Below are 20,731 nucleotides of genomic sequence, written 5' to 3' on the forward strand. Positions count from 1 at the left end.
GTCGGTGCCCCTTATGCTTCCGCGGCAGGGGGTGGTGGTGTGCGGGTGGACGATCTGGCGGGGTGGGATCCGGAAGCGCTCGAGCGCACGGCGACCGAGCTCGCGGCATGCGCCGACGCCGTCGACGCCGTAGCCGGCGACGTCGTGCGGTCGGCGTCCTTCGGCGACGCCTGGAGCGGCGCGGCGCACGACGCAGCGATGTCCGCATTCTCCTCGTACGAGCGGGATCTCGCGGCACAGGCAGAGGAGTATCGGCGCGTGTCCGCGTGCGCGCGATTCGTGGTGCCGCGACTTCGGGCACTGCATGCCGAACTGCACGAGTTGCAGACCAGGGCTGCTGCACGAGGTTTCACACTCGAGACCGACGAACTGCTTGCAGCGTCGCTGCGATCGCTGCTCGTCCGCGCCGATGGACTCGACCGTGAGGCCGCCGCTCGGCTGGGATCCGAATCGGATTTTCCGGCACCGGTTCTCGGCGAACAGGATCTCCTCCACACCGCGATTCCGCGGTCCGAATCGACGACGCTGCCGACCCTGCCGGATCCTGCGGCCGGCCCCGTGCAGGTCGCGCAATGGTGGAACGGGCTCGACGAGGCGGCACGCACCGCGCTGGTCGCCGAACACCCCGAACGGATCGGCGCTCTCGACGGAATACCCGCCGCGGCTCGCGATCTCGCCAATCGTGCTCTGCTCGCCGACGAACGCCGCCGCCTCGAATCCGTCGCGACGCAGCTGCGGGCCGAGCTCGACGCGATGTTCCTCGGTGGCGCCGTGATCGACCGTCTCGGTATCACCGGACTGTTCACCCACGCCGACGCGGGACTCGAACAGACGGAGCGGAAGATCGAAGCCCTCGACGCGATCGACGCGACCCTCGCCCACGGCGACCGGCAACTGATTGCCCTCGACCTGTCCGGGCGCGAAGCGATGGCGGCCGTGGCCGTCGGGAACGTCGACACCGCCGACCACCTGGCCGTCTTCGTCCCCGGCGCCGGCTCGACCGTGCAGGGCAATCTCCAAGGCTACGACGCCCAGGTCGCGGCACTGCGCGATGCCGCTCGGCTCCACCTCACCGACCACACCGACGGCGATCCCTCCGTCGCTGCGGTCACCTGGCTGGACTACCAGGCGCCCCAGTGGGGATGGGGTCTCGCGTTCACCGAGCGCAGCCCGGTCTCCGACCTCGCCGCCCGGATCGCCGCGCCTCGTCTCGTCGACTTCCTCGACGGCGTCGCGGCCTCGCGCCCCGACGACCCGCATATCACCACGGTCGGGCATTCCTACGGGGCCGTCGTCTCCGGACTGGCGCTGAGGGAGACCGGCGCGGCCGACGCCGCGGTGTTCGTCGGAGCTCCGGGAATCGGGACCGGCGACGTGACCGACCTGCGGATCCCACCCGGCTCCGCCTATCTCGTCGAAGCCGAGTGCGACATCGTCGCCGACGTCGGAACCTTCGGTGGCGACCCGAGCTTCCTCGACGGCCTGACACATCTTCCGGCCGGTCCAGGCACCACCGCCGCCGGCACCCCGCTCGCGGGCATCACCGGCCACAGTTCGTATCTCATCCCCGGAACGTCGAGTTCCCACCACATCGCCGGTGTCGTCGCGGGCACCGCAGAACGGAGTACGCCGTGACCTCTGCGTGGAGTTCCCGGCTCGGGGCGTGCGTCGTCCTGCCGGCATCACTGCTCGCCGCGTGCACCACCACGGTGACACCGGTCGCGATGCCCGAACCGGTCGCCACGACCAGCGCGGGCGCGGTCGAGTTCTACACCGCCGTGCAGCGCGACGTCCTCACCGCACTGTCCGCCGAGTTCCCCGGTGTCCGATTCGAACCGAAGTACGCGAGCACCACCGCGGGATGCACGCTACCCGACGGCACCTCGGGCCTGACGGTGCACCTTCCGATCCACGGATCGGGCCGGCCGGTACCGGTCGACGAACTCGACCGCGCCGCCAGGGTCTTCGAGGACACCGCCGCGCGGGCGGGCTTCCACGGTCGTCATGTGCTGCCCCCGGACACCGGTTTCGCCATCCGGATGTTCGCCGCCGACGGCTCGTACATCACCTTCGGCAGTTACGTCGCCGCCACCGTCGGACTCACCGTCGGTTGTTACCGGGAGTAGCTGCAGATGTCGGTTAGGCTCGTCCGAGCGACGGCCGCTCGGGCCGTCGTGATTCGTGCTTGCAGCCGTGGAGGGACGAACAGATGCGCCCGATGCTCGGCATCTCCGTCGACGACGGTGAAGTGTGCGCGGTCCTCGTCGACGCCGACGTGCCGAGTCTCGGTCCGTTCGACTCCCAGCGAGGCTTCGGCACACCCGGGGACACACCGGCCGAGGCCGCCGCCGCTGCCGCCTCCACCATGGCGGAACGCGCCGCCGCGGCGTCGCTGACACTGTCCGCGGCCGCGGTGGTGACCGGACCCGAGAACGACGACGACGCCGAACCGGTCACCGAGGCCGTACGAGCCGTGCTCGGCATCGACGTCGACACGGTCCTGCTCGACGAAGCGCGGCTGGCCTTCCTCGCCGGCGCACCGGAACTCGCCGAACTGCCGATCCTGGCCCTGCACACCCGCACCTACGGCGTCGAATCCGCATCGATGGTCGACGTCCCCTCGCGCACGGTGCTGTCCACGGTCAGCCCCGACGGCGACGAGTTCGGTCCCTACACACAGTCCCTGCCCGAGGCGATGGACGAAGCGGTCGCCCGCGCCGGAACCTCGCCCGACGCCGTGGTCTTCCTCGATCTGCGTCCCGGTGATGCCCGTCCGGCACGAGAACTCGCCACCGTCCTCGGTGTTCCCTTCGTGACTCCGCACGGAGTGCCCTGGCACCGCGCGACCGGTGCCGCGCTCGTCGCATCTGCTCGTCGCACCCCGGCGGTCGTCGCCGCGCCCACGAACCGCCGTCGCGGCACCGTCCTGCTGGCCACGCTCGTCGCGCTCGTCGCCCTGCTGGGTGGGGGACTGGCCGTCGCGGTGAGCAGCGGCGTGCAGGCGGAGCGCTCCGCACCCGGACTGCAGACCGCCGTGGCGCCTCCGCCGTCGCCGGTGCCGTCGCCCGACCGCACACCCGTCGCCGATCCGTGCTCCCAGGCGCGACCGGCATCGTGGCCGGCCCACGCGTCCGATCCGGTCGATCCGGGGCCGACACCGGAGACACCCACCGAGATCCCTTGTGGCAGCGCACCTCCCACCGCTCCGTGACCGACCGAACGTGACCGGGTGCGGCCCTCGGGCGCGCAGTGTCGAAAGGCGCGGCCCTCAGGCGCGCAGTGCCCGACCGGCGCGCGTCAGCGCCTCCGCATCGGACGCGACGACGACATCCTCGAACCGTTCGCGGTAGTCGCCGAGATCGTCGCCGACGGACCCGACCACCGCGACCACCGGAACGTCGCCGCAGCGCGCGAGGATCACGGAGACGATCTTGCCCGCCCGCGACTGGCCGTCGAGCCGTCCCTCACCGACCACCACGAGATCGGCCGTGCGCACGGCGTCGTCGAATCCCACTGCGTCGAGCACGAAGTCGGCTCCCGACCGCAGTTCGGCGCCGAACCGCGACCACATGCCACCGGAGAAACCACCGGCCGCTCCGGTGCCGTCGACCTCCCGCGGGTCGAGGGGGAGCGTCAGCGCCGTCTCCTCGAGGCGGCGCGTGAGCAGTGCGACGGCAGCCGCGTCGGCGCCCTTCTGCGGCCCGAAGATCCGTGCCGCATCGGTGTAGCGCGTCGTCACGTCGGACAGCACGGTCACGCGGGTGTCGCCGAGGCCACCCCGCTCGTCGATCGCGGCGATCGCGCCCGCACCGCCGTCGGTCGTCGCCGATCCACCGGCCGCGACGACGATGTGCCGTGCTCCGCGCCGGGCGGCTTCGGCCATGACCATGCCGGTGCCGTAGGTGTCGGCGGTGACGGCGTCGCGCGGACCGTCGTGCGGGGTGGTGATGCCGCTCGCCGTCGCGAGTTCGACGACCGCTGTGCCGTCCGGGGACATCCCCAGCAGCCCGCGGCACGGTGCACGCCACGGATTGACGGCCTCCACCTCGATCCGGGCCAGCCCGAGCGGCCCGGCGAGCGCGTCGAGAGTGCCCTCGCCGCCGTCCGCGACGGGCATCCGGATCGCGGTGTGCCCGGCGCTCTCCACCCCGGTGGCGATCGCGTCGGCGACCTCGACCGCGGTGTAGGTGCCCTTGAAGCTGTCGGGGGCGATCAGGATGCGGGTCACCGGAGCACCCAGTCGAAGGCCTCGGCCTCGGAGCGGGCACCCTGCCGGGCACGCGAGCGGTTCGGTTCGTCCAGTTCGGCGACGATGTCCTCGCCGAGACGGACCAGGGCGCCGAAGACCTCCGGATCCAGCCACGACGGTCGCGTCGCGAACAACAGGTCCTCGCTCGCGGTGTTGCCACTCGCACCCGGCGCGAACGGGCAGCCGCCCAGGCCGGCGAGCGCGCCGTCGACGACGGTCGCCCCGGCGTCGATCGCGGCGAGGCTGTTGGCGACACCGAGGCCCCAGGTGTCGTGACCGTGGTAGACGATCCGCCGGTCGGGGGATTCGGCGGCCAGTCGCGCGACCAGCGACGACACCTGCCCGGGCACGGCCTGGCCCAGGGTGTCGGCGACGACGATGTCGGCGGCTCCGTCGGTGCGCGGGTCGCAGGCGATCTCCACGACCCGGTCGGGGTCGACCGGCCCGTCGAACGGGCACGTGAACGAGGTGGCCAGGCACAACTGGATGCTGCCGCCGGCGGTGTGGGCGCGTTCGATCGCCGCCGGCATCGCGGCGATGCTGTCCTCGGTGTCGCGGCCGATGTTGGCGCGGTTGTGGGCGTCGGAGACCGAGAAGCAGTACTGGAAGCGGCGGGCACCGGCCGCGATCGCCTTCTCGACGTGGCGCGGGGTGGCGACCCAGATCCAGCAGCGGTCGAGTTCCTCCTCGGTCAGCGCCGCGACGAGGTCGAGGGTGTTCGCCATCGGCGGCACGAGGTCGGCACGCGCCAGGGAGCCGATCTCGAGTTCGGGCACGCCCGCCGCGAGCAGCGCCCGGACGATCTCCACCTTGCGTTCGGTGGGGAGCAACTTGCCGGTCAGCTGCAGTCCGTCGCGCAGCGTCACGTCCCGCAGGATCACGTCCGCGCGTGCTCGGTCACTCGTCGGTCCCGCCACAGTTTCCGCCTCCCCGTCGTGTTCCTGCCGACCCCACCGTCTCGAACCGCACCAGTATGCCCCGGTCACCGTGCGGGCACGATCCGTCGACACACCGACGGACTTTCGCGAGGACTGTGACAGATGACACTATCCTCACCGTTCTGATCGTGAATTGCCGGAAGGTGCGGGGAAATGGCTTCGGTCCTGGGAAAAGTACTGCTCTGGATCGCTCTGCTGGGGGGACTGGCCGGGGCGATGATCGCCGTGTGGGCGCTCCACGTGAACGGGTTGGTGGCCTCGCTCATCGTCGCGTCGGTGACGGGACTCGTCCTGCTGCGGTTGCGTCCGGAGGCGCGCGACGACTCCGACTCCGACATTGCGCTCACCTGAGCGGTCGACATTGCGCTGACCTGAGCGGTCGACATTGCGCTCACCTGAGCGGTCGACACTGCGCTCACCTGACGGGGAACAGGGTGTTCGGACTGTAGGGTGAGAACCGGCGCCCGGGTCGAGGGCGCCTCGCGTGGACGCGCTGCACGAGCGCGGCGTCGACGCCGGAGAGGGGGCCCGCGGCCTCCGCCGGGCGTGGAAGAGGAGCATCGGTCAGTGTCGCTGTGGTCTCGTGCCTTGTCGTCGGACGAACTCGACAGTCGTCGCTGGGTGGATCTGATGCCGTGGATCGACCGCTACGGCTCGGCCCGCACCGCCGCCCTCGGGGCGCTCGTGTCGTCGCCCCGCTGGTGGGAGAACGAGTCGCCCGCCGAGACCTGCGAGCACACCGAGATCCCCGAACTGTGCGCCGAACTCGCCCACATCTACGTCACCGACCACCCGGAGCTGCGCTTCGCGGACGGTCTCCTGCGTGAGGACGAAGTGCCCGTGGCCGCACTCGATCTCGGTCCTGCCGCCGCGACCCTCGTCGCGCGCCTTCCACACGCACCCACCACGGCCGAATTGTTCAGTCGCAGTCCCGCCGACCTGCTCGGGATCCGCGGCGCCGACCGCGACGCGGTGGAGGAGATCGTCTGCGCCGCGCTCGTCGCGACGGTGCTCCGCGAACCGGCCACGCTCGAAGCCGACCCGCGTGCCGCGCGGGTGCCCGCCGCGGCGCTGCTCCTCGATGATCTGGCGGCGCTGGCGCGGTGGAGTCGTGTGTGCGGCCGGGACGACGCTCCTCTCCTGCAGGCCGTCATCGACGACGGGGCGCCGGAGGAGATCCAGGACGCCGCGGCCCGCCTGCGGGCACTCACCGCCCGCGACCTGCCGGTGGCGACGCCGGCCGATCCGATCGGCGAACTCACCGACTACCTGAAGGGGTTGCCCGAGGCGGAACGCACCGCCTTGCGCCGCCGCGTCCACGACGGCGTCGCCGACCCGGCCGCGCCGTCCACCTTCCCGTTCGGCACGGCGGTCGGCGACCTGCTCGCGGCGTTGCGCGTCGACGTGCGGCCGGTGGCGGCCTTCGACCGGATGGTGCGCACCCGCCCGGTGCTGGGCCGGACCGTCCCGGGCTTCGACGTGCCCCTGTGGCGGGTGCTGCACCGCCTCGACGACCGTTTCGAGGTCGCGGACGGGTGGATCGCGGTACCGGACCTGCCCGACGCAGAGAAGCAGACCCGGGGACTGCTCTCGGAGTTCGAATCGGCGAACGGTGTGGTCGAGCCCGCCGCCGTGAAGGCCGTGTGGTCGCTTCCCGACGACGAGTTCGAGGCGTGGACCCGGTACTGCGGCACGACGACCTTCGAGGGCCGTCTGCTGTCTCCGCCGGACGGGCTCGCCGGTCGCGCAGCCCAGGTCCTCGAGGTGCTCGGCGACCCGCTGACCGCCGACACGCTCGTCGCGCGCATGGGGGTCAACGCCGACGTCCACACCCTCGTCTCCGAACTCGCCGACGACGAGCGCTTCACGTCCGACGGCGAGCGCTGGGCGCTCGCCGAATGGGACGTCGACGTGGTCACCGCCATCCGCAACCGCATCGCGCGGCTGGTCGATGCCCGTGGCGGGAGCGCCGATCGCGACATGGTGGTCGCCGCGCTCGTCGACCGGTTCGGTGTCTCCGAGGATTCCGCCCGGACGTTCACGGCCGGAGGAGATTTCGAGGTCGTCGACGGCCGGGTCCGGCGTCGTCACCGCGCGCACGTCCCGATCGCCGTGCCCGAGCGCACGCGCCGCCTCTACCGGCTGGGCGAGGCCTGGCGCCTGCGGATCCCCGCGACCCGCGACCACCTGCGGGGTGCCGAGTTCACGGTTCCGTCCGCCGTCGCGGCGATCGCCGGGTGCGCGCCCGGTGGGCACGTGGTGCTCCCGTCCCGTCTGGGTGGTCAGACACTGCGCTGGACGGGACCGGTGCCGCGTCTGTCCTCGATCCGCCGGTTCCTCGAGGACGTCGGGGTGGAGGAGGACAACGAGCTGCTGCTCGAGGTCCGCACCGACGGCCGGTTCGACGTCCTGCCGCTGCGTACCGTCGCCGACAACGCCGAACCGTTGCGCAAGGCGCTCTCGCTCATCGGCCACACCGAACCGGAGACCGTCCCGGAGGAGCGGATCGCGTCGGCCCTGGCGTCCGCTCTCGGCCTCGACGGGGAGTCGCGCCCGCGCCGGATCCTGTCGGCGTACCGGGCCCGCAGGGAGACCGAAGTGGTCGCCCTGCTCGAACAGGCCTGGGTGCGCGTCCCGAACTGACTCGGAGGACGTGATGCATCCGGCCCTCGGACGTAGCACGATTGGGGAATGGCCGACACGTCGAAACCCTCCGCTGCAGTCCCCACCGCCCCCGACGCGGTCCTCGAGGCATTGCGGGGAGCCGTCGCGTCGGTGGAGGCCGCCGTCGTGCGTCTCGAAGGCGACGATGCGGCGCCCGGAACCGTCGACCGCGTCCTCGACCTGGCCGGGGCAGAGCCGGCCGGCGACATCGTCGCGACCCACAATGCGCTGACCAGGGCGGCGTCGCTCGTCGACCACACGGGCGGGCTGCCCGACCGGGACTGGCAGGCGATCGCCGACCTGGGACCGGTCCTCGCCCGGACGGCGACGCGTCTGCGCGGGCACGTCTCGTCGTCGCTCGACGATCTCGGACTGGATGCGGCGGTGGGCGAGCACGTCGAACTGCTGCAGAAGGTCGCGGTGGAGGAGGCGCTGGGGGAGACGATGCAGTTGCTCGTGATCATCGAGGACTGCCTGTTCCTGTGGCACCGCGTGCACCTGGCGCGCACGCCCGACCCGGAACTGCGCGACGCGCTGGCCTCCGCGCGGCAGGTCCTGGCCGATCACTTCACGCAGGACGCCGAACTGCTGCGCCGCGCCCGGGCCGCGCTCGCCCGGTTCGCGGAGGGCACCCCGATCGAGGTCGTCCGCCGCCTGTCGTCGGGACGGACGACGAAGGTGCTTGCGGGTCTGCGTCAGGACTTCGACGACTTCCGGTGGGCGTGCCGCGCCGACGAGGCGGGCTGGCTCGAGGGCGAGGACCCGGTGATCGCCGAGGCCCTGGACTCGATGAGCAGCCCGCTCAAGGCGGTCGGGGGAGTCCTCGGCGATGTGTTCGAACGCGGCCGGGCGCGGGTGACGGAGACGTGGAGTCGTTCCGACGCTTCCGGATCCGACGCTTCCGAATCCGACGAAGCCCCGGCCACCGGATCCGACGACCGGCAGTAGCGGCCACCGCACCGCTGCGGGGAGATCGCCCGGTTTGAATACCTAGATCTGCTAGGGTCACCGTTATCCATAGAACTTCTAGGTATGAGGGCGACATGTTCATCGAGAAGGATCTGGTGGCCGCGTCCGCCACTCCGCTCGTGCTCGGCATCCTCGCCGAGGGCGAGTCGTACGGGTACGCGATCATCAAACGCGTCAACGAGTTGTCACAGGGCCGGATGCAGTGGACCGACGGGATGCTCTATCCCCTCCTGCACCGTCTCGAGCGGGCAGGACACGTCTCCGCCACCTGGCGTGTCGCCGACAACGGGCGACGCCGCAAGCACTACGCCATCACCGACGCGGGCCGCGAGGTCCTCGCCGAGCGCGCGGCGCAGTGGACGGTCGTCGCCGAGGCCCTGCACCAGGTGTGGCAATCGGCCCAGTTGCCTCCCGCTGCCGCACCGGGGTGGTCGTGATGACACTCGACGCGCACCTCGAGGATCGGATCGCCGGCTGGCGCAGCTACGTCGCCGATCACCGGGTCATCTCGTCCTCGGACATCGACGAGATGGAAGATCATCTCCGGGAACAGATCTCGGATCTCGTGTCGGTCGGATTGACCGCCGACGAAGCATTCCTCGTCGCGGTCGGCCGAATGGGTGGTCTCGACGAGGTCTCCCGAGAGTTCGCCCAGGAGCACTCCGACCGGCTGTGGAAGCAGCTCGTCCTCACCGGTGTCGGTCGCGGTGAGGAATCCGGAACTCCGCGGCGCCGTAAAGAACTCGCGGTCGTCCTCGCCTGTGCGCTCGGTGCCGGTCTCGCCGTCCGGGCCGGATTCGAATGGCTCCCCGAGACCGCGCTGCTGCGCAACGCCGCCGTGCTCGTGCTGCCCTTCCTCACGCTGTATTTCGCGTGGAAGCGGGAGATGAGCGTGAAGAGCAGTGCGCTCCTTGCCCTTCCGTTCGTCCTCGCGGCGATCGTGCTCGATGTCTTCCCGTTCGAACCGGGCGGCGCCACCGAGATCATCGCGGCGATCCACGCCCCTGTGGCCCTGTGGTTCGTCGTCGGAGCCGCCTACGTCGCGGGGCAGTGGCGATCCCACCGTCGTCGCATGGACTTCGTGCGTTTCACGGGGGAGTGCGCCGTGTACCTGGCGCTGCTCGCGCTCGGCGGCGGCGTGCTCATGGGACTGACCGCGGGTGCCTTCAGTGCCCTGGGAATCGACATCGAACCGTTCTTCGAACAGTGGATCCTCCCGTTCGGGCCGGCCGGAGCGCTCGTCGTCGCGGCCTGGCTCGTCGAGGCGAAACAGCAGGTCGTGGAGAACATCGCTCCCGTTCTCACCCGGGTGTTCACACCCGTCACGATCCTCATGCTGGTCGCGCTGTTCGTCGCTGTGATCGCGTCCCACAGCGTCCTCGACGTCGATCGGGGCCTGCTGATCCTCATGGACCTGATCCTCGTGCTCGTCCTCGGGCTCCTGCTCTACTCGATCTCCGCCCGCGACCCGCACGCCGCACCGGACGTCTTCGATCTGCTGCAGGTCGTGCTGATCGCCGCCGCGCTCGCCGTCGACCTGCTGATGCTCACCGCGATGGCGACCCGCATCGCCGAGTTCGGTTTCACCGCGAACAAGGTCACCGCGCTCGGCCTGAACCTCGTCCTCCTGGTGAATCTGGTGTGGGCGGCGTGGCTCGGCATCTCGTTCCTGCGGGGCCGCACCGGCTTCGCGGCGGTCGAGCGGTGGCAGATGCGGTACCTGCCCGTCTACTGCGGTTGGGCGGCACTGGCGGTCGTCGCGATCCCGCCGCTGTTCCGGTTCATGTGAGCGCTCTCCACGCGGGACTACGGTAGGACCATGCCCAGGACGGACGCGGTGCCCACGTACACGATGAGGCAGCTCGCGGCGTTCGTCGCCGTCGCCGAGTGGGGCACCATCACCGCGGCCGCCGACGCGATGCACATGTCCCACTCGGCGCTCTCGTCCGCGATCACCGACCTGGAGAAGGCCCTCGCCGTCAAACTCCTCGTCCGGCAACGTGCCCGGGGCGTCAAGCTCACACCGACCGGTCACGCGGTGCTCGAGCGGGCGAAGATGCTGTTGCACCACGCGAGCGAACTCGAGAGCGATGCGCGGTCGGAGGCGGGCGACATCGTCGGTCCGGTGGCGGTGGGGTGTTACCTCTCCCTCGCGCCGACGTTGTTGCCCGCCCTCATCGCCGAGTTCACCCGCGCGCACCCGCGCGCCGACGTCGACTTCCGCGAGGACACCCAGAACCGTCTGCGGATGCTGCTCGACTCGCACGAACTCGACGTGGCCTTCCTCTACGACCTCGATCTCGAACCGGGACTCGAGACGGTCACCCTCGACGTCCGCGAGCCGATGGTGCTCGTCTCGGCCGATCATCCGCTCGCCGGGGCCTCGCAGGTGCGTCTGCACGACCTCGCCGACGAGCCGATGGTGCTCCTCGACGCCCCGCCCAGTTCGGGGCACGCCCTACGGGTGTGCGCGGAGGCCGGTTTCACCCCGTCCATCGCCTACCGGACCCAGACCTTCGAGACGGCCCGATCGTTCGTGGGCCGCGGACTGGGCTGGACCCTGCTCGTGCAGCGACCCGCCGTCGACGTCACCTACGAGGGCCGGAAACTCGTCCTGCTGCCCGTCGTCGATCCGGTCCCGGAACCCGTGCCGGTCGTGCTCGCGTGGCGCAAGGACGCCCTTCCGAGCCGTGTTGCCCAAACTTTCATGGACTTCGTCGTCGACGTCGCGAGGACCTCACAGGCCCTCTGACGTGGCCGAACGTCCCTATCCACGGAATTTCCGAGGATATTCACCGACTTTGTGCGCTTTGCAAACGATGTGACCGCTCTCATGATTGGTCCCACTGCGTCCGAACGCTCGTTAATCGGATGCCTCGGATCGACCGCCGGAGAGGGCACTGAACATGACCGTCCTTGACTCGACGCCGCAGACGTCGGCAAGAGCCGCACGCAAAGCCGCGCTCGGCAGCTTCGTCGGTACCGCCATCGAGTGGTACGACTTCTTCATCTACGGCACCGCCGCGGCACTCGTGCTCGGCCCGCAGTTCTTCCCCGGCTCGTCCGAGGTGGCCGGGACCCTGGCCGCCTTCGCCACGCTCGCCGTCGGCTTCATCGCCCGCCCCATCGGCGGCGTCGTGATGGGTCACTTCGGCGACCGCATCGGCCGCAAGTCCATGCTCGTCGTCTCGCTGCTGCTCATGGGCTTCGCGACCGTGGCGATCGGCGTGCTCCCGAACTACGCGGCCATCGGCGTCGCGGCACCGATCCTGCTCGTCGCCCTGCGGTTCATCCAGGGCCTCGGCGTCGGCGGTGAGTGGGGCGGAGCGGTGCTCGTCGCCACCGAGAACGCCCCCGCAGGCAAGCGCGGCCTCTACGGCGCGGCACCGCAGATCGGTGTGCCGGCCGGTGTGCTGATCGCGAACCTCGTGTACCTGCCGCTGACCGCCTTCCTCAGCGAGGAGACGTTCAACGCGTGGGGCTGGCGCATCCCGTTCCTCGCCTCGGCGGTGCTCGTCTTCGTCGCCATGTGGATCCGCCTCGGTCTCGAGGAGAGCGCAGAGTTCAAGGCCGCCAAGGACGCCCCCGCGGCCGAGGAGAAGCTGCCGATCCTCGAGGTGCTCACCCAGCACTGGAAGACCGTGCTGCTCGCCGGCGGCACCTTCATCGCCACCAACGGCATCGCCTACGCCTACATGGTCTACGTCCTCAAGTACGGCGAGGCCACGCTCGGGTTCAGCAAGACCACGATGCTCGCGCTGCTGATCGCCTCGTGCCCGTTCTGGATGGCCGGCATGGCCTTCGCGGCCTGGCGCTCCGATCTCGTCGGACGGCGCACCGTCTACATCCGGTCCTCGGCCGGCCTGGTCGTCGCGGCCGCCCTGTTCTTCCCCCTGATGGACACGGCGCTCCTGCCGGTCATGCTCGTCGCCATGGTCGGCCTCGGCTTCACCCTCGGCTGCTGTGCCGGTCCGCAGTCGGCACTGTTCGCCGAACTGTTCCCCGCCAAGATCCGTTACAGCGGTGCGTCGCTCGGCTACCAGATCGGCGCGATCCTCGGCGGCGGTCTCGCACCGATGGTGGCGACCTCCCTGTTCGCCGCGACGGGCACCTCGATGTCCATCACCGGCTACTTCGTGCTGATCGCGCTGATCAGCCTCATGAGCATCCTGCTGCTGCGCGTGCCGTCCGCCGGATACGCGAACATCACCGACTCCCGCCGTTCTCCCGAGGAAGGTGTCTGACCATGTCGACCTACTACCAGCCGCCGAAGTACCCCGCGTCGGAGTTCGAGTCGATGACTCCCGCCGACGAGACGCTGCCCGTCGTCGTGGTCGGTGCCGGACCGGTGGGCATGGCCGTCGCCCTCGGACTCGCCCAGCGCGGTGTGCCCGTCACCATCCTCGAGGCCGCCGATCAGGTGTCCTTCGGCTCGCGCGCCATCTGCATCTCCCGCCACAGCCTCGAAGCCGCCGCGCGCCTCGGCTTCGGCGAGGAGCTCGAGAAGATCGTGCTGCCGTGGGTCGGCGGTCGCAGCTTCTACCGCGACCAGCAGGTCCTGCACTTCCAGATGCCGCAGCGTGACTTCGACGTCCGTCCGCCCATGATCAACGTCTCCCAGTCGGAGTTCGAACAGATCATGGTCGACACCATCGAGCAGAACCCCCTCATCACCCTGCACTGGCAGGCGCCGATCGCCGGGATCCTGCGCGGCGAGGACGAGGTCACCCTCGAGGTCGACACCGCCGCCGGCAAGCGCCACCTGCGCGCACGCTGGGTCGTCGCCGCCGACGGTGGCCGCAGCCGCATGCGCGAACTCGCAGGCCTGCGCCTGCAGGGCACCAGCTACGAGGGTCGCTACGTCATCGCCGACATCCACTGGGAGTCCGATCTCCCCGCGGAGCGCATGGTCTGGTTCGACCCGCCGAGCAACCCCGGCTCGACGATCATCATGCACAAGCAGCCCGGCAACATCTGGCGCATCGACTACCAGCTCGACCCGTCCGAGGACGCCGAGATCGAGACGCAGGAGGAGGCGATCCGCGCCCGCATCACCAAGCACCTCGACTGGCTGCAGAACGACCTGCCGTGGACCCTCGAGTGGAAGGGCTTCTACAGTGCCCGCGCACTCGCCCTCGACGAGTTCACCCACGACCGTCTCCTCTTCGCCGGTGACGCGGCCCATCTCGTGCCGATCTTCGGTGTGCGCGGGCTCAACTCGGGCATGGAGGACGCCGAGACCCTCGCGTGGCAGCTCGCCGCGGTCGTGAACGGCAACGCCGAACCCGCCCTGCTGAAGGCGTACTCGTTCGAACGCCACAACGCGTGGGAGCAGAACGTCGCCAACGCCGGCAAGTCCACGCTCATCATGAGCCCCGGCAGCCACGGCTACCGCACGACGCGCGACGCGATCCTCGCGCTCGCCGTGGGACGCCCCGAGTTCGGTCACCTGATCAACCCGCGTCAGTCCAGCGCCACGCACGCCCGCCTGTCGCCGCTGACCTGGTCGGTCGCCCCCGGAACCGAGGGTGTGCTGCCGGGTGATCCCGTCGAGGATCGCCGGATCCGCATCGCCGGTCGCGAGACGTCGCTGAACGACGCGCGCGGCACCGGATTCGCCGTGCTCGGTGTGGGCCTCGACGCCGCGGGCTCGGCCACGCTCGCCACCGCCGCAACGAGCCTGGCGCAGGCGCTCGCCCCCGAGAGCGTCGCGGCCCTGGCCGTCGACAGCGCAGAGGTGGACGGTGTGACGCTCCTCGACGCGCCCGATCTCGTCGAGGCACTCGGCGCGATGGCCGGTGAGGCTTTCGTGATCCGCCCCGACGGTCTGCTGCTGTGCCGTGTGCCGGTCGCCGACCTGGACGGTGTCGCGGCGTCCCTGCGCTCCGGTGCCGCTCCTGCCGGTGCGGAACTCCCGGCCCGGCCCGCCGAGCAGGTCACCGAGGACGATCAACGACGTGAGAACGTCTGGCTCGGTCTGTCGACCGCCCTGGACCAGGCCGCCGAGGACGACCGCGAGGGCTTCCTGGCGCGACTCGCGCTGGTGCTCGGCTCGCAGGTCGACCGCCGGCAGTTCGAGGAGGCCATCGCGGCCGCCGCGGACACCTCGCCGCTGCGCGTGGAGGAACTCGCCCCGCAGGCCTGAGCGATCACATCGCTCGTATGTCCGCCCCCGGTTGCCCCCTGCTACCGGGGGCGGACTGCTGCGCGGGGAACTACCTCAGCGCGTCGAGTGCCTCGTCGATCGGGACGTCACCGTTGTTGAACTCGATGGTGCGGCCCACCGTCTCCGGCCGCTCGAGCACCGCTGCGGCGACGGCCGCGACATCGGCGCGCGAGACCTGTCCCTTGTCGCTCGCCCCGTGCCCCTCGATCTCGATGCGGCCGGTGGGCGGGTCGAGGGTCAGCGCGCTCGGACCGAGGATCGTCCAGTCGAGGTCGGTGCCCCGCAGATGGGCATCCGCGGCCGACTTGGCCTCGGCATAGGCATAGAAACTGTTGTCCTCGGGGACGCCGTGGTCGGGGCGGGCCCCGAAGTACGAGACCATCACGTACCGGCGGACCCCGGCCTCCTGTGCAGCGGTCATCGAGGCGATCGCCGCGTCGCGGTCCACCGCGTAGGTGCGTTCGGGATTCCCTCCGCCCGCGCCCGCGGACCAGACCACCGCGTCGTGGCCGCGCAGCAGCTCGGTGATCTCGGCGATGTCCATCTTCTCGACGTCGGCGACGACGGGCGTGCCACCGGCAGCGCGGACATCGTCGGCGTGATCGGGATTGCGGATGAACGCACTGGTCTCGTGACCGGCGTCGGCCAGCAGCCGCTCGAGATGCAACGCGACCTTGCCATGTCCTCCGAAGAGTGCGATTCGTGCCATGGAGACCTCCTGACGATGAAGTGGTTCCCGTGCAGCATGCCCCGAACCGGTCACCGCGAACCGTGACGTCCGACGCCGGGCACCCGATCAGGCGATGCGTTCGAGTGCGCGGTCGACGAGATACTCCGCGATCGCCATCGACGAGGTGGCCCCGGGCGACGGGGCGTTGCGCAGGTGCACGACCCGTCCGTGCCCGGTGACGACGAAGTCGTCCTCGAGACCTCCGTCGGCGTTCATGGCCTGGGCGCGGATGCCACGTGGACCCGGCCGCACGTCGTCGACGGTCAGCCCGGGCATGTACGCGGCCGCATCGGCGACGAACCGTCGAGTGCTGCTCGCCGTGCGGAGTTCCCGGCCCGCTGCGGGCAGGTTGTGGGCGGCGAACCGCCAGAAACCGGGCCAGGCGACGGCATCACGCAGATCGCGCCACGATCCGCGCCCGCCGCGATAGGCCTCGCGGCCGGGGGAGAGGAAGGCGTTCGGTCCCACCATCACCTCGCCGTCGATCCGGCGGGTGAGATGCACACCGAGGAACGGGTAGCGGGGATCGGGCACCGGATAGATCAACCCGCGCACCTTCGCCGCCGCGTCGGGCTCGAGCAGCAGATAGTCGCCGAGGAACGGGACGATCCGCGGGTCGTGGGTGCCGCCCGAGGTGTGGGCGAGGCGGTCGGACTGCAGTCCCGCGCACGTGATCACCAGATCGAAGGCCGGTTGATCGCCCGGGACGTCGACGACGACCTGCTCGCCCGCCTCGCGGATCGACGTCACGGCGGTACCGGTCCGTACTGTGCCGCCCGCGGCGACGACGTCGTCCGCGAGTGCGCGGGTGACGGCGACGAAATCGATGATCGCCGTGTGCGGGGAGTGCAGGGCTGCGATCCCGACGGCGTGCGGTTCGATTGCGGTGATCTCGTCGGCGCCGATGCGCCTGATGCCGGGGACCCCATTCGCCGTGGCCCGCGAGAAGATCGCATCGAGCCGGCCGAGTTCCGATTCGTCCAGAGCGACGACGACCTTGCCGCACTCGTCGTAGGGCAGGCCCTTCTCCGTGGTGAACGTCTGCAACAACTCCACTCCGCGCCGGCACAACTGCGCCTTGAGGCTGCCGGGTGTGTAGTAGAGGCCGGCGTGGACGACACCGCTGTTGTGCCCCGTCTGATGCGCGGCGAGCCGATCCTCCTTCTCGAACAGAGTGACGTCGGCGTCCGAGAGGGCGAGTTGCCGGGCGGTCGCGGCACCGATGATTCCCCCACCGACGACTGCGACGCGAAGGTTGCGAGTACTCAAGGGCCGCTCCCTGTTCTCCGCGGATCGTGAGGTCCGTCCGCAGTCCGGCGAGTATATGCCGCACCGCTGTGACGTCAGGGTCGTTCCGGAACGGTCGGCGAATCCCCCGAGTGAGGGTTGGTCGAGGTCACGAACACCGGTCGGGACCGAATTCACTTCGGATATACGGCAAATGCCGCCCCCGATCGGTGGATCGGGGACGGCATTGTCCGGAACGGGACGAATTGCTCAGCGCCGTTGTGGGATCAGTGCTCAGTGCTCAGCGGTTGCGGTCGGAGCTGTAGCCCCAGAGCCAGTCCGTGTACTTGTAGCTCGAGGTGTCGCGGGTGCGGAACAGCTCGTTGCGGGCCTCGCGGCCGGCACCGTCGAGGTGCCACAGGTCGCCCCACATGCGTCCGGTGGTGAGGATGCGGTTGCAACGCGGTGCGCGTTCGGCGTTGACGTCCTTCAGGATCTTCGGCCAGTTCGCGCTGTCGCCCTGCAGGTCCTCGGCGGCGTAGTCGGCGAAGCACTTCGCATCCTCGAGTGCCATGACGGCACCGGAGGCGAGGTACTGCAGAGGCGGGTGCGCGGCGTCGCCGAGCAGGATCATCCGGCCGTCGACCCAGTTGTCGATCGGGTTGCGGTCGAACATCGGCCACCAGCGATCGGTCCACAGGTACTTCAGCGCGGTCTGCACGCTCTCGTGGCAGTGGTCGTAGGCGTGCGCGAGTTCCTCGGGGCTGCCCCACTTCTCCTCACCGCGGAGGAACGCCGGGGACTGGAAGACCGCGACCTGGTTGAGCATCTCGCCCTGGCGCAGCGGGTACTGGATGAAGTGGCAGCGCGGGCCGATGTAGCCCACGACGTCCTCGATCTCCTCCTCGAGCGGAACCTCGTTCATCGGGAAGGTGCCGCGGAAGGCGACGTAACCCGAGCCGACGGGCTGGTCGTCGGACAGCTTCGGACGCAGGCGTGAGTGCAGGCCGTCCATACCCAGTGCGACGTCGCCGACGTGCTCCTCGCCGTTCTCCAGGACGACCCGCACGGTGTCGCCCTCGGTGATCACGTCGGTCACCGTGGAGTTCGTCCGCAGATCCGCGCCGGCCTTGCGGGTCGCCTCGACGAGCACCGAATGCAGATCCGAGCGGTGCACGACGAAGTACACGCCGCCGTAGTGCTGCTGGTAGTCGCGTCCGAGATCGACCTTCGTGAGGATCTCCGCGGTCACGGCGTCACGGAAGACGAGGTTCTTGGGCAGCACGCCCTTCGCGATGACCTCGTCGTAGACACCGAGCGACTGCAGGATGCGCGAGCCGTGCGGGCCGATCTGGAGCCCCGCGCCCACCTCGCCGAACTCCGGGGCACGCTCGAACAGCGTGACCTGGGCGCCCTTCTGCGCGAGGGCGAGGGCATTGGCGACACCGCCGATGCCGCCACCGGCAATGAGAACTCGAGCGTCCTTCAGATCGGACATGACACTCCTTCGGATCGTGTGAAGCAGAGGGGAACGGGGCGCGGTCGGCGCATATCGATCGCGGCGTGGTCGGCCGCGGTGCGATCAGTGCGTGGGGACCGGGCGGAGCGATTCGTGGCGGGCGGGGAACTTCTTCCAGATCACCGTCAGCAGCAGCGACGAGACCAGGGCGCTGACACCGAAGAGGACGAAGTTCGAGTGGGCACCGAGGCCGGCGGCGAGCAGCCAGCCACCGATCTGCGGCGCAGCGACGGCGCCGATGCGTCCGACGCCGAGTGCCCAGCCGAGGGCGGTGCCGCGCAGGTGGTCGGGGTAGTAGGACGCGACCGCGGCGATGATCAGAGCCTGCGTGCCGTGAGTGCCCACACCGGCGAGGACGAAGATCAGGTAGACCGCGGCGACCGGCGGGTCGAGCAGCAGGGTCAGCAGGGCGACGCCGGCGATGAGCGCGGCGACGATGCTGGTGGGGACCGAACCCCAGCGGACGCCGCCCCAGGCGGTGATGAACGAACCGGCGACCGCGCCGAGGTTCAGGGCCAGGGAGAACGTGAGGGCGTTGCCGAGATCGGTGCCCTCGCCCTGCATGAGCTTGGGCAGCCAGGTGCCGAGGCCGTACCAGGCGAGCAGGGTCACGACGGTGACGGCCGCGAACATGATGCTGATGGTGCGGAAACGGGAACCGAGCAGTTCCTTGAAACCACCTGCGGAGTTGTCCGGATGGCTGTTCGAGACGGCGTGCTTCGGCAGCACCTTGATCGCCAGCGGGACGAGGACGAGCAGCGGGATCAGTGCGAACGCGAACATCGGACGCCAGCCCCAGTTGGGGATCACCGGGATGCCGATGAGAGCGGCGATCGAGCCGCCGATCGGGACGCCCGACATCATCATCGTCGCGACCGCGGCGCGCCACTTGTCCGGCACCAGTTCGGCGGCGAGGGCGTTCGAGGTCGGTACGAGTCCGCCGAGTCCGATGCCGGCGACGAGGCGCAGGAGACCGAAGATCACGGGCCCGGGCGCCACCGCGCACAGGGCGGTGAAGACGGAGAGGACGACGACGCAGCCGATGACGGCGTTCTTGCGTCCGATCGCGTCGGAGAGTCGACCGGCGAGGACCGCGCCGATCATCATGCCCACGAACGCGAGGCTTCCGAGGGTCCCGGCGGTGGAGGCGCTGATGCCCCACTCGCCCTGGAGGCTGGATATGACGTTGCCGTAGACGATGAGGTCGTAGCCGTCGAAGACGACGAACAGCCAGCAGACGATCACCGCCATGACGTGAGCACGGGGGAGCGTGATGTTGCCTCCGGCCCGCGTCGGTGAAGCCTCGTTCTCCAGATGCATTCTTCAACGGTGGGCGTGCGCCGCCCGGCGATGCAATAAAGTTCTGCTATGCAGAACAAGCCGATGGGCACGATCCGCAAGCCGACCTACATGCTCGAGTCGGTCGACAACGCGTTGCGGCTGCTGCAGTTGCTCCGCGATGCGGGTGCGATCCGGCTCAAGGATGCGGCCGCGGAACTCGGTACGGCGCCGTCCACCGCGCACCGTCTGCTTGCGATGCTCGTCTACCGGGGCTTCGCCGTGCAGGACGAGAAACGGATGTACCACCCGGGGCCGGCGCTCGGCGTCGGCCCGGCGAGTCAGGGGTGGACGCGGGACTTCACCGACCTCTGCCGCCCGCACATGGAGGCCCTCGCCACGCTCGCCGACGAGACCGTCAACCTCGTGATCCGGGTGGGATCGCAGGCGCGCTTCCTGTGGACGGCGGAAGCGGCATCGATCCTGCGTGTGGGCGATCGCCGAGGTCAGGTGCTTCCCGCCGAGCTCGCCGCGGGCGGACGCATCCTCCTGGCCGAGCTTCCCCGCACGGTGCTCGAGCAGCTCTACCTGCGACCCGCGGACGAGCCCCACATCAGCCAGGGGCCGAGCCCCGCCTACGAGACCGACCGCCGGATGGCCATCGGGGAGTTCGAGGAGTTCGCGCACGAACTCGAGGCGGCACGCAAGCTGGGTTTCGCGGTCAACGTCGAGCAGACGGAGGAGGGTGTCGCTGCGATCGGGGTGGCGATCCGCAACGGCCGGGGTACTGCGATCGGTGCCCTCACGGTGGCCGTGCCGGTCACCCGCTACCGGCAGCATCTGCGCGGAAGGCTCGTCGCGCAGATGCAGGCGGCGGTGCGGGGCATCGAGGTCGACGTCGCCGATATCGCCGGTCCGGACGTCCAGAATTCCACTGTGCAGAAATAGATGGATTCCTCGGTTCCGGCGCCCCTACTTTGGAGACAACGCC

18 protein-coding genes are annotated in these 20,731 nt (G+C 70.0%); 12 read left to right on the forward strand and 6 right to left on the reverse strand.

What is annotated here, in order from left to right; genetic code table 11:
• Positions 1 to 45 precede the first annotated feature (45 nt).
• From U9J23_RS07000 to U9J23_RS07010, 3 genes are all read left to right on the forward strand, one after another.
• On the forward strand, positions 46 to 1,635 hold the full coding sequence (locus U9J23_RS07000; RefSeq protein ID WP_326602033.1) for an alpha/beta hydrolase: 1,590 nt from the start codon (positions 46 to 48) through the stop codon (positions 1,633 to 1,635).
• A complete protein-coding gene (locus U9J23_RS07005) occupies positions 1,632 to 2,126 on the forward strand; it encodes an LppA family lipoprotein (protein ID WP_272269351.1) in 495 nt (164 codons plus the stop codon). The genes U9J23_RS07000 and U9J23_RS07005 overlap by 4 nt, the downstream gene beginning before the upstream one ends.
• An 83-nt stretch (positions 2,127 to 2,209) precedes the next feature.
• Entirely contained in the window at positions 2,210 to 3,211 is a 1,002-nt protein-coding gene (locus U9J23_RS07010) for a hypothetical protein (protein WP_106200359.1), read from the forward strand.
• Between the two features lie 57 nt (positions 3,212 to 3,268).
• Here the strand turns inward: U9J23_RS07010 and U9J23_RS07015 are convergent, their stop codons facing one another.
• Together U9J23_RS07015 and U9J23_RS07020 are read right to left on the reverse strand one after the other, a co-directional pair.
• The gene (locus U9J23_RS07015; RefSeq protein WP_272269348.1) at positions 3,269 to 4,228 is read right to left on the reverse strand and encodes a glycerate kinase; all 960 of its coding nucleotides are present in this window, start codon (positions 4,226 to 4,228) and stop codon (positions 3,269 to 3,271) included.
• Positions 4,225 to 5,130, reverse strand: a complete 906-nt coding sequence (locus tag U9J23_RS07020) for a hydroxymethylglutaryl-CoA lyase (RefSeq protein ID WP_272269373.1) — start codon at positions 5,128 to 5,130, stop codon at positions 4,225 to 4,227. The genes U9J23_RS07015 and U9J23_RS07020 overlap by 4 nt, the downstream gene beginning before the upstream one ends.
• A gap of 210 nt (positions 5,131 to 5,340) precedes the next feature.
• On the opposite strand from U9J23_RS07020, the gene U9J23_RS07025 reads away from it, so the two are divergent.
• From U9J23_RS07025 to U9J23_RS07060, 8 genes are all read left to right on the forward strand, one after another.
• Entirely contained in the window at positions 5,341 to 5,538 is a 198-nt protein-coding gene (locus tag U9J23_RS07025) for a hypothetical protein (protein ID WP_085470460.1), read from the forward strand.
• Positions 5,539 to 5,754: 216 nt separating this feature from the next.
• Entirely contained in the window at positions 5,755 to 7,830 is a 2,076-nt protein-coding gene (locus U9J23_RS07030) for a hypothetical protein (RefSeq protein ID WP_272269345.1), read from the forward strand.
• A gap of 48 nt (positions 7,831 to 7,878) precedes the next feature.
• Positions 7,879 to 8,799 carry a hypothetical protein gene (locus tag U9J23_RS07035; protein WP_272269343.1) on the forward strand — a complete coding sequence of 307 codons (921 nt, stop codon included), beginning with the start codon at positions 7,879 to 7,881 and terminating at the stop codon, positions 8,797 to 8,799.
• Between the two features lie 95 nt (positions 8,800 to 8,894).
• On the forward strand, positions 8,895 to 9,257 hold the full coding sequence (locus tag U9J23_RS07040; RefSeq protein WP_085470457.1) for a PadR family transcriptional regulator: 363 nt from the start codon (positions 8,895 to 8,897) through the stop codon (positions 9,255 to 9,257).
• The gene (locus U9J23_RS07045) at positions 9,257 to 10,609 is read left to right on the forward strand and encodes a permease prefix domain 1-containing protein (protein ID WP_085470473.1); all 1,353 of its coding nucleotides are present in this window, start codon (positions 9,257 to 9,259) and stop codon (positions 10,607 to 10,609) included. Before U9J23_RS07040 ends, U9J23_RS07045 begins: the two co-directional genes overlap by 1 nt.
• A gap of 30 nt (positions 10,610 to 10,639) precedes the next feature.
• Positions 10,640 to 11,572 carry a LysR family transcriptional regulator gene (locus U9J23_RS07050; RefSeq protein WP_106200357.1) on the forward strand — a complete coding sequence of 311 codons (933 nt, stop codon included), beginning with the start codon at positions 10,640 to 10,642 and terminating at the stop codon, positions 11,570 to 11,572.
• A gap of 154 nt (positions 11,573 to 11,726) precedes the next feature.
• A complete protein-coding gene (locus U9J23_RS07055) occupies positions 11,727 to 13,064 on the forward strand; it encodes an MFS transporter (protein ID WP_326602042.1) in 1,338 nt (445 codons plus the stop codon).
• Between the two features lie 2 nt (positions 13,065 to 13,066).
• Positions 13,067 to 14,965, forward strand: coding sequence for an FAD-dependent monooxygenase (locus U9J23_RS07060; RefSeq protein WP_106200355.1), 1,899 nt, complete (start codon positions 13,067 to 13,069; stop codon positions 14,963 to 14,965).
• 70 nt (positions 14,966 to 15,035) lie between these two features.
• On the opposite strand, the gene U9J23_RS07065 is transcribed toward U9J23_RS07060, so the two are convergent.
• The 4 genes from U9J23_RS07065 to U9J23_RS07080 all read right to left on the reverse strand — a co-directional run bounded on the left by U9J23_RS07065 (position 15,036) and on the right by U9J23_RS07080 (position 19,713).
• A complete protein-coding gene (locus U9J23_RS07065; protein ID WP_106200354.1) occupies positions 15,036 to 15,695 on the reverse strand; it encodes an SDR family oxidoreductase in 660 nt (219 codons plus the stop codon).
• Positions 15,696 to 15,782: 87 nt separating this feature from the next.
• Positions 15,783 to 16,985, reverse strand: a complete 1,203-nt coding sequence (gene lhgO / locus U9J23_RS07070) for an L-2-hydroxyglutarate oxidase (RefSeq protein ID WP_326602047.1) — start codon at positions 16,983 to 16,985, stop codon at positions 15,783 to 15,785.
• Positions 16,986 to 17,244: 259 nt separating this feature from the next.
• The gene (locus U9J23_RS07075) at positions 17,245 to 18,441 is read right to left on the reverse strand and encodes an FAD-dependent monooxygenase (RefSeq protein ID WP_106200352.1); all 1,197 of its coding nucleotides are present in this window, start codon (positions 18,439 to 18,441) and stop codon (positions 17,245 to 17,247) included.
• Between the two features lie 84 nt (positions 18,442 to 18,525).
• Complete coding sequence (locus tag U9J23_RS07080; RefSeq protein WP_106201566.1) at positions 18,526 to 19,713, reverse strand: MFS transporter; 1,188 nt, start codon at positions 19,711 to 19,713, stop codon at positions 18,526 to 18,528.
• A 117-nt stretch (positions 19,714 to 19,830) separates the two neighbouring features.
• On the opposite strand from U9J23_RS07080, the gene U9J23_RS07085 reads away from it, so the two are divergent.
• Entirely contained in the window at positions 19,831 to 20,688 is an 858-nt protein-coding gene (locus U9J23_RS07085; protein ID WP_272269329.1) for an IclR family transcriptional regulator, read from the forward strand.
• The last annotated feature ends 43 nt before the right edge of the window (positions 20,689 to 20,731 follow it).

This window comes from Rhodococcus sp. PD04, from assembly GCF_035918275.1.
In the GTDB taxonomy this organism is placed as follows: Bacteria; Actinomycetota; Actinomycetes; order Mycobacteriales; family Mycobacteriaceae; genus Rhodococcus; species Rhodococcus rhodochrous.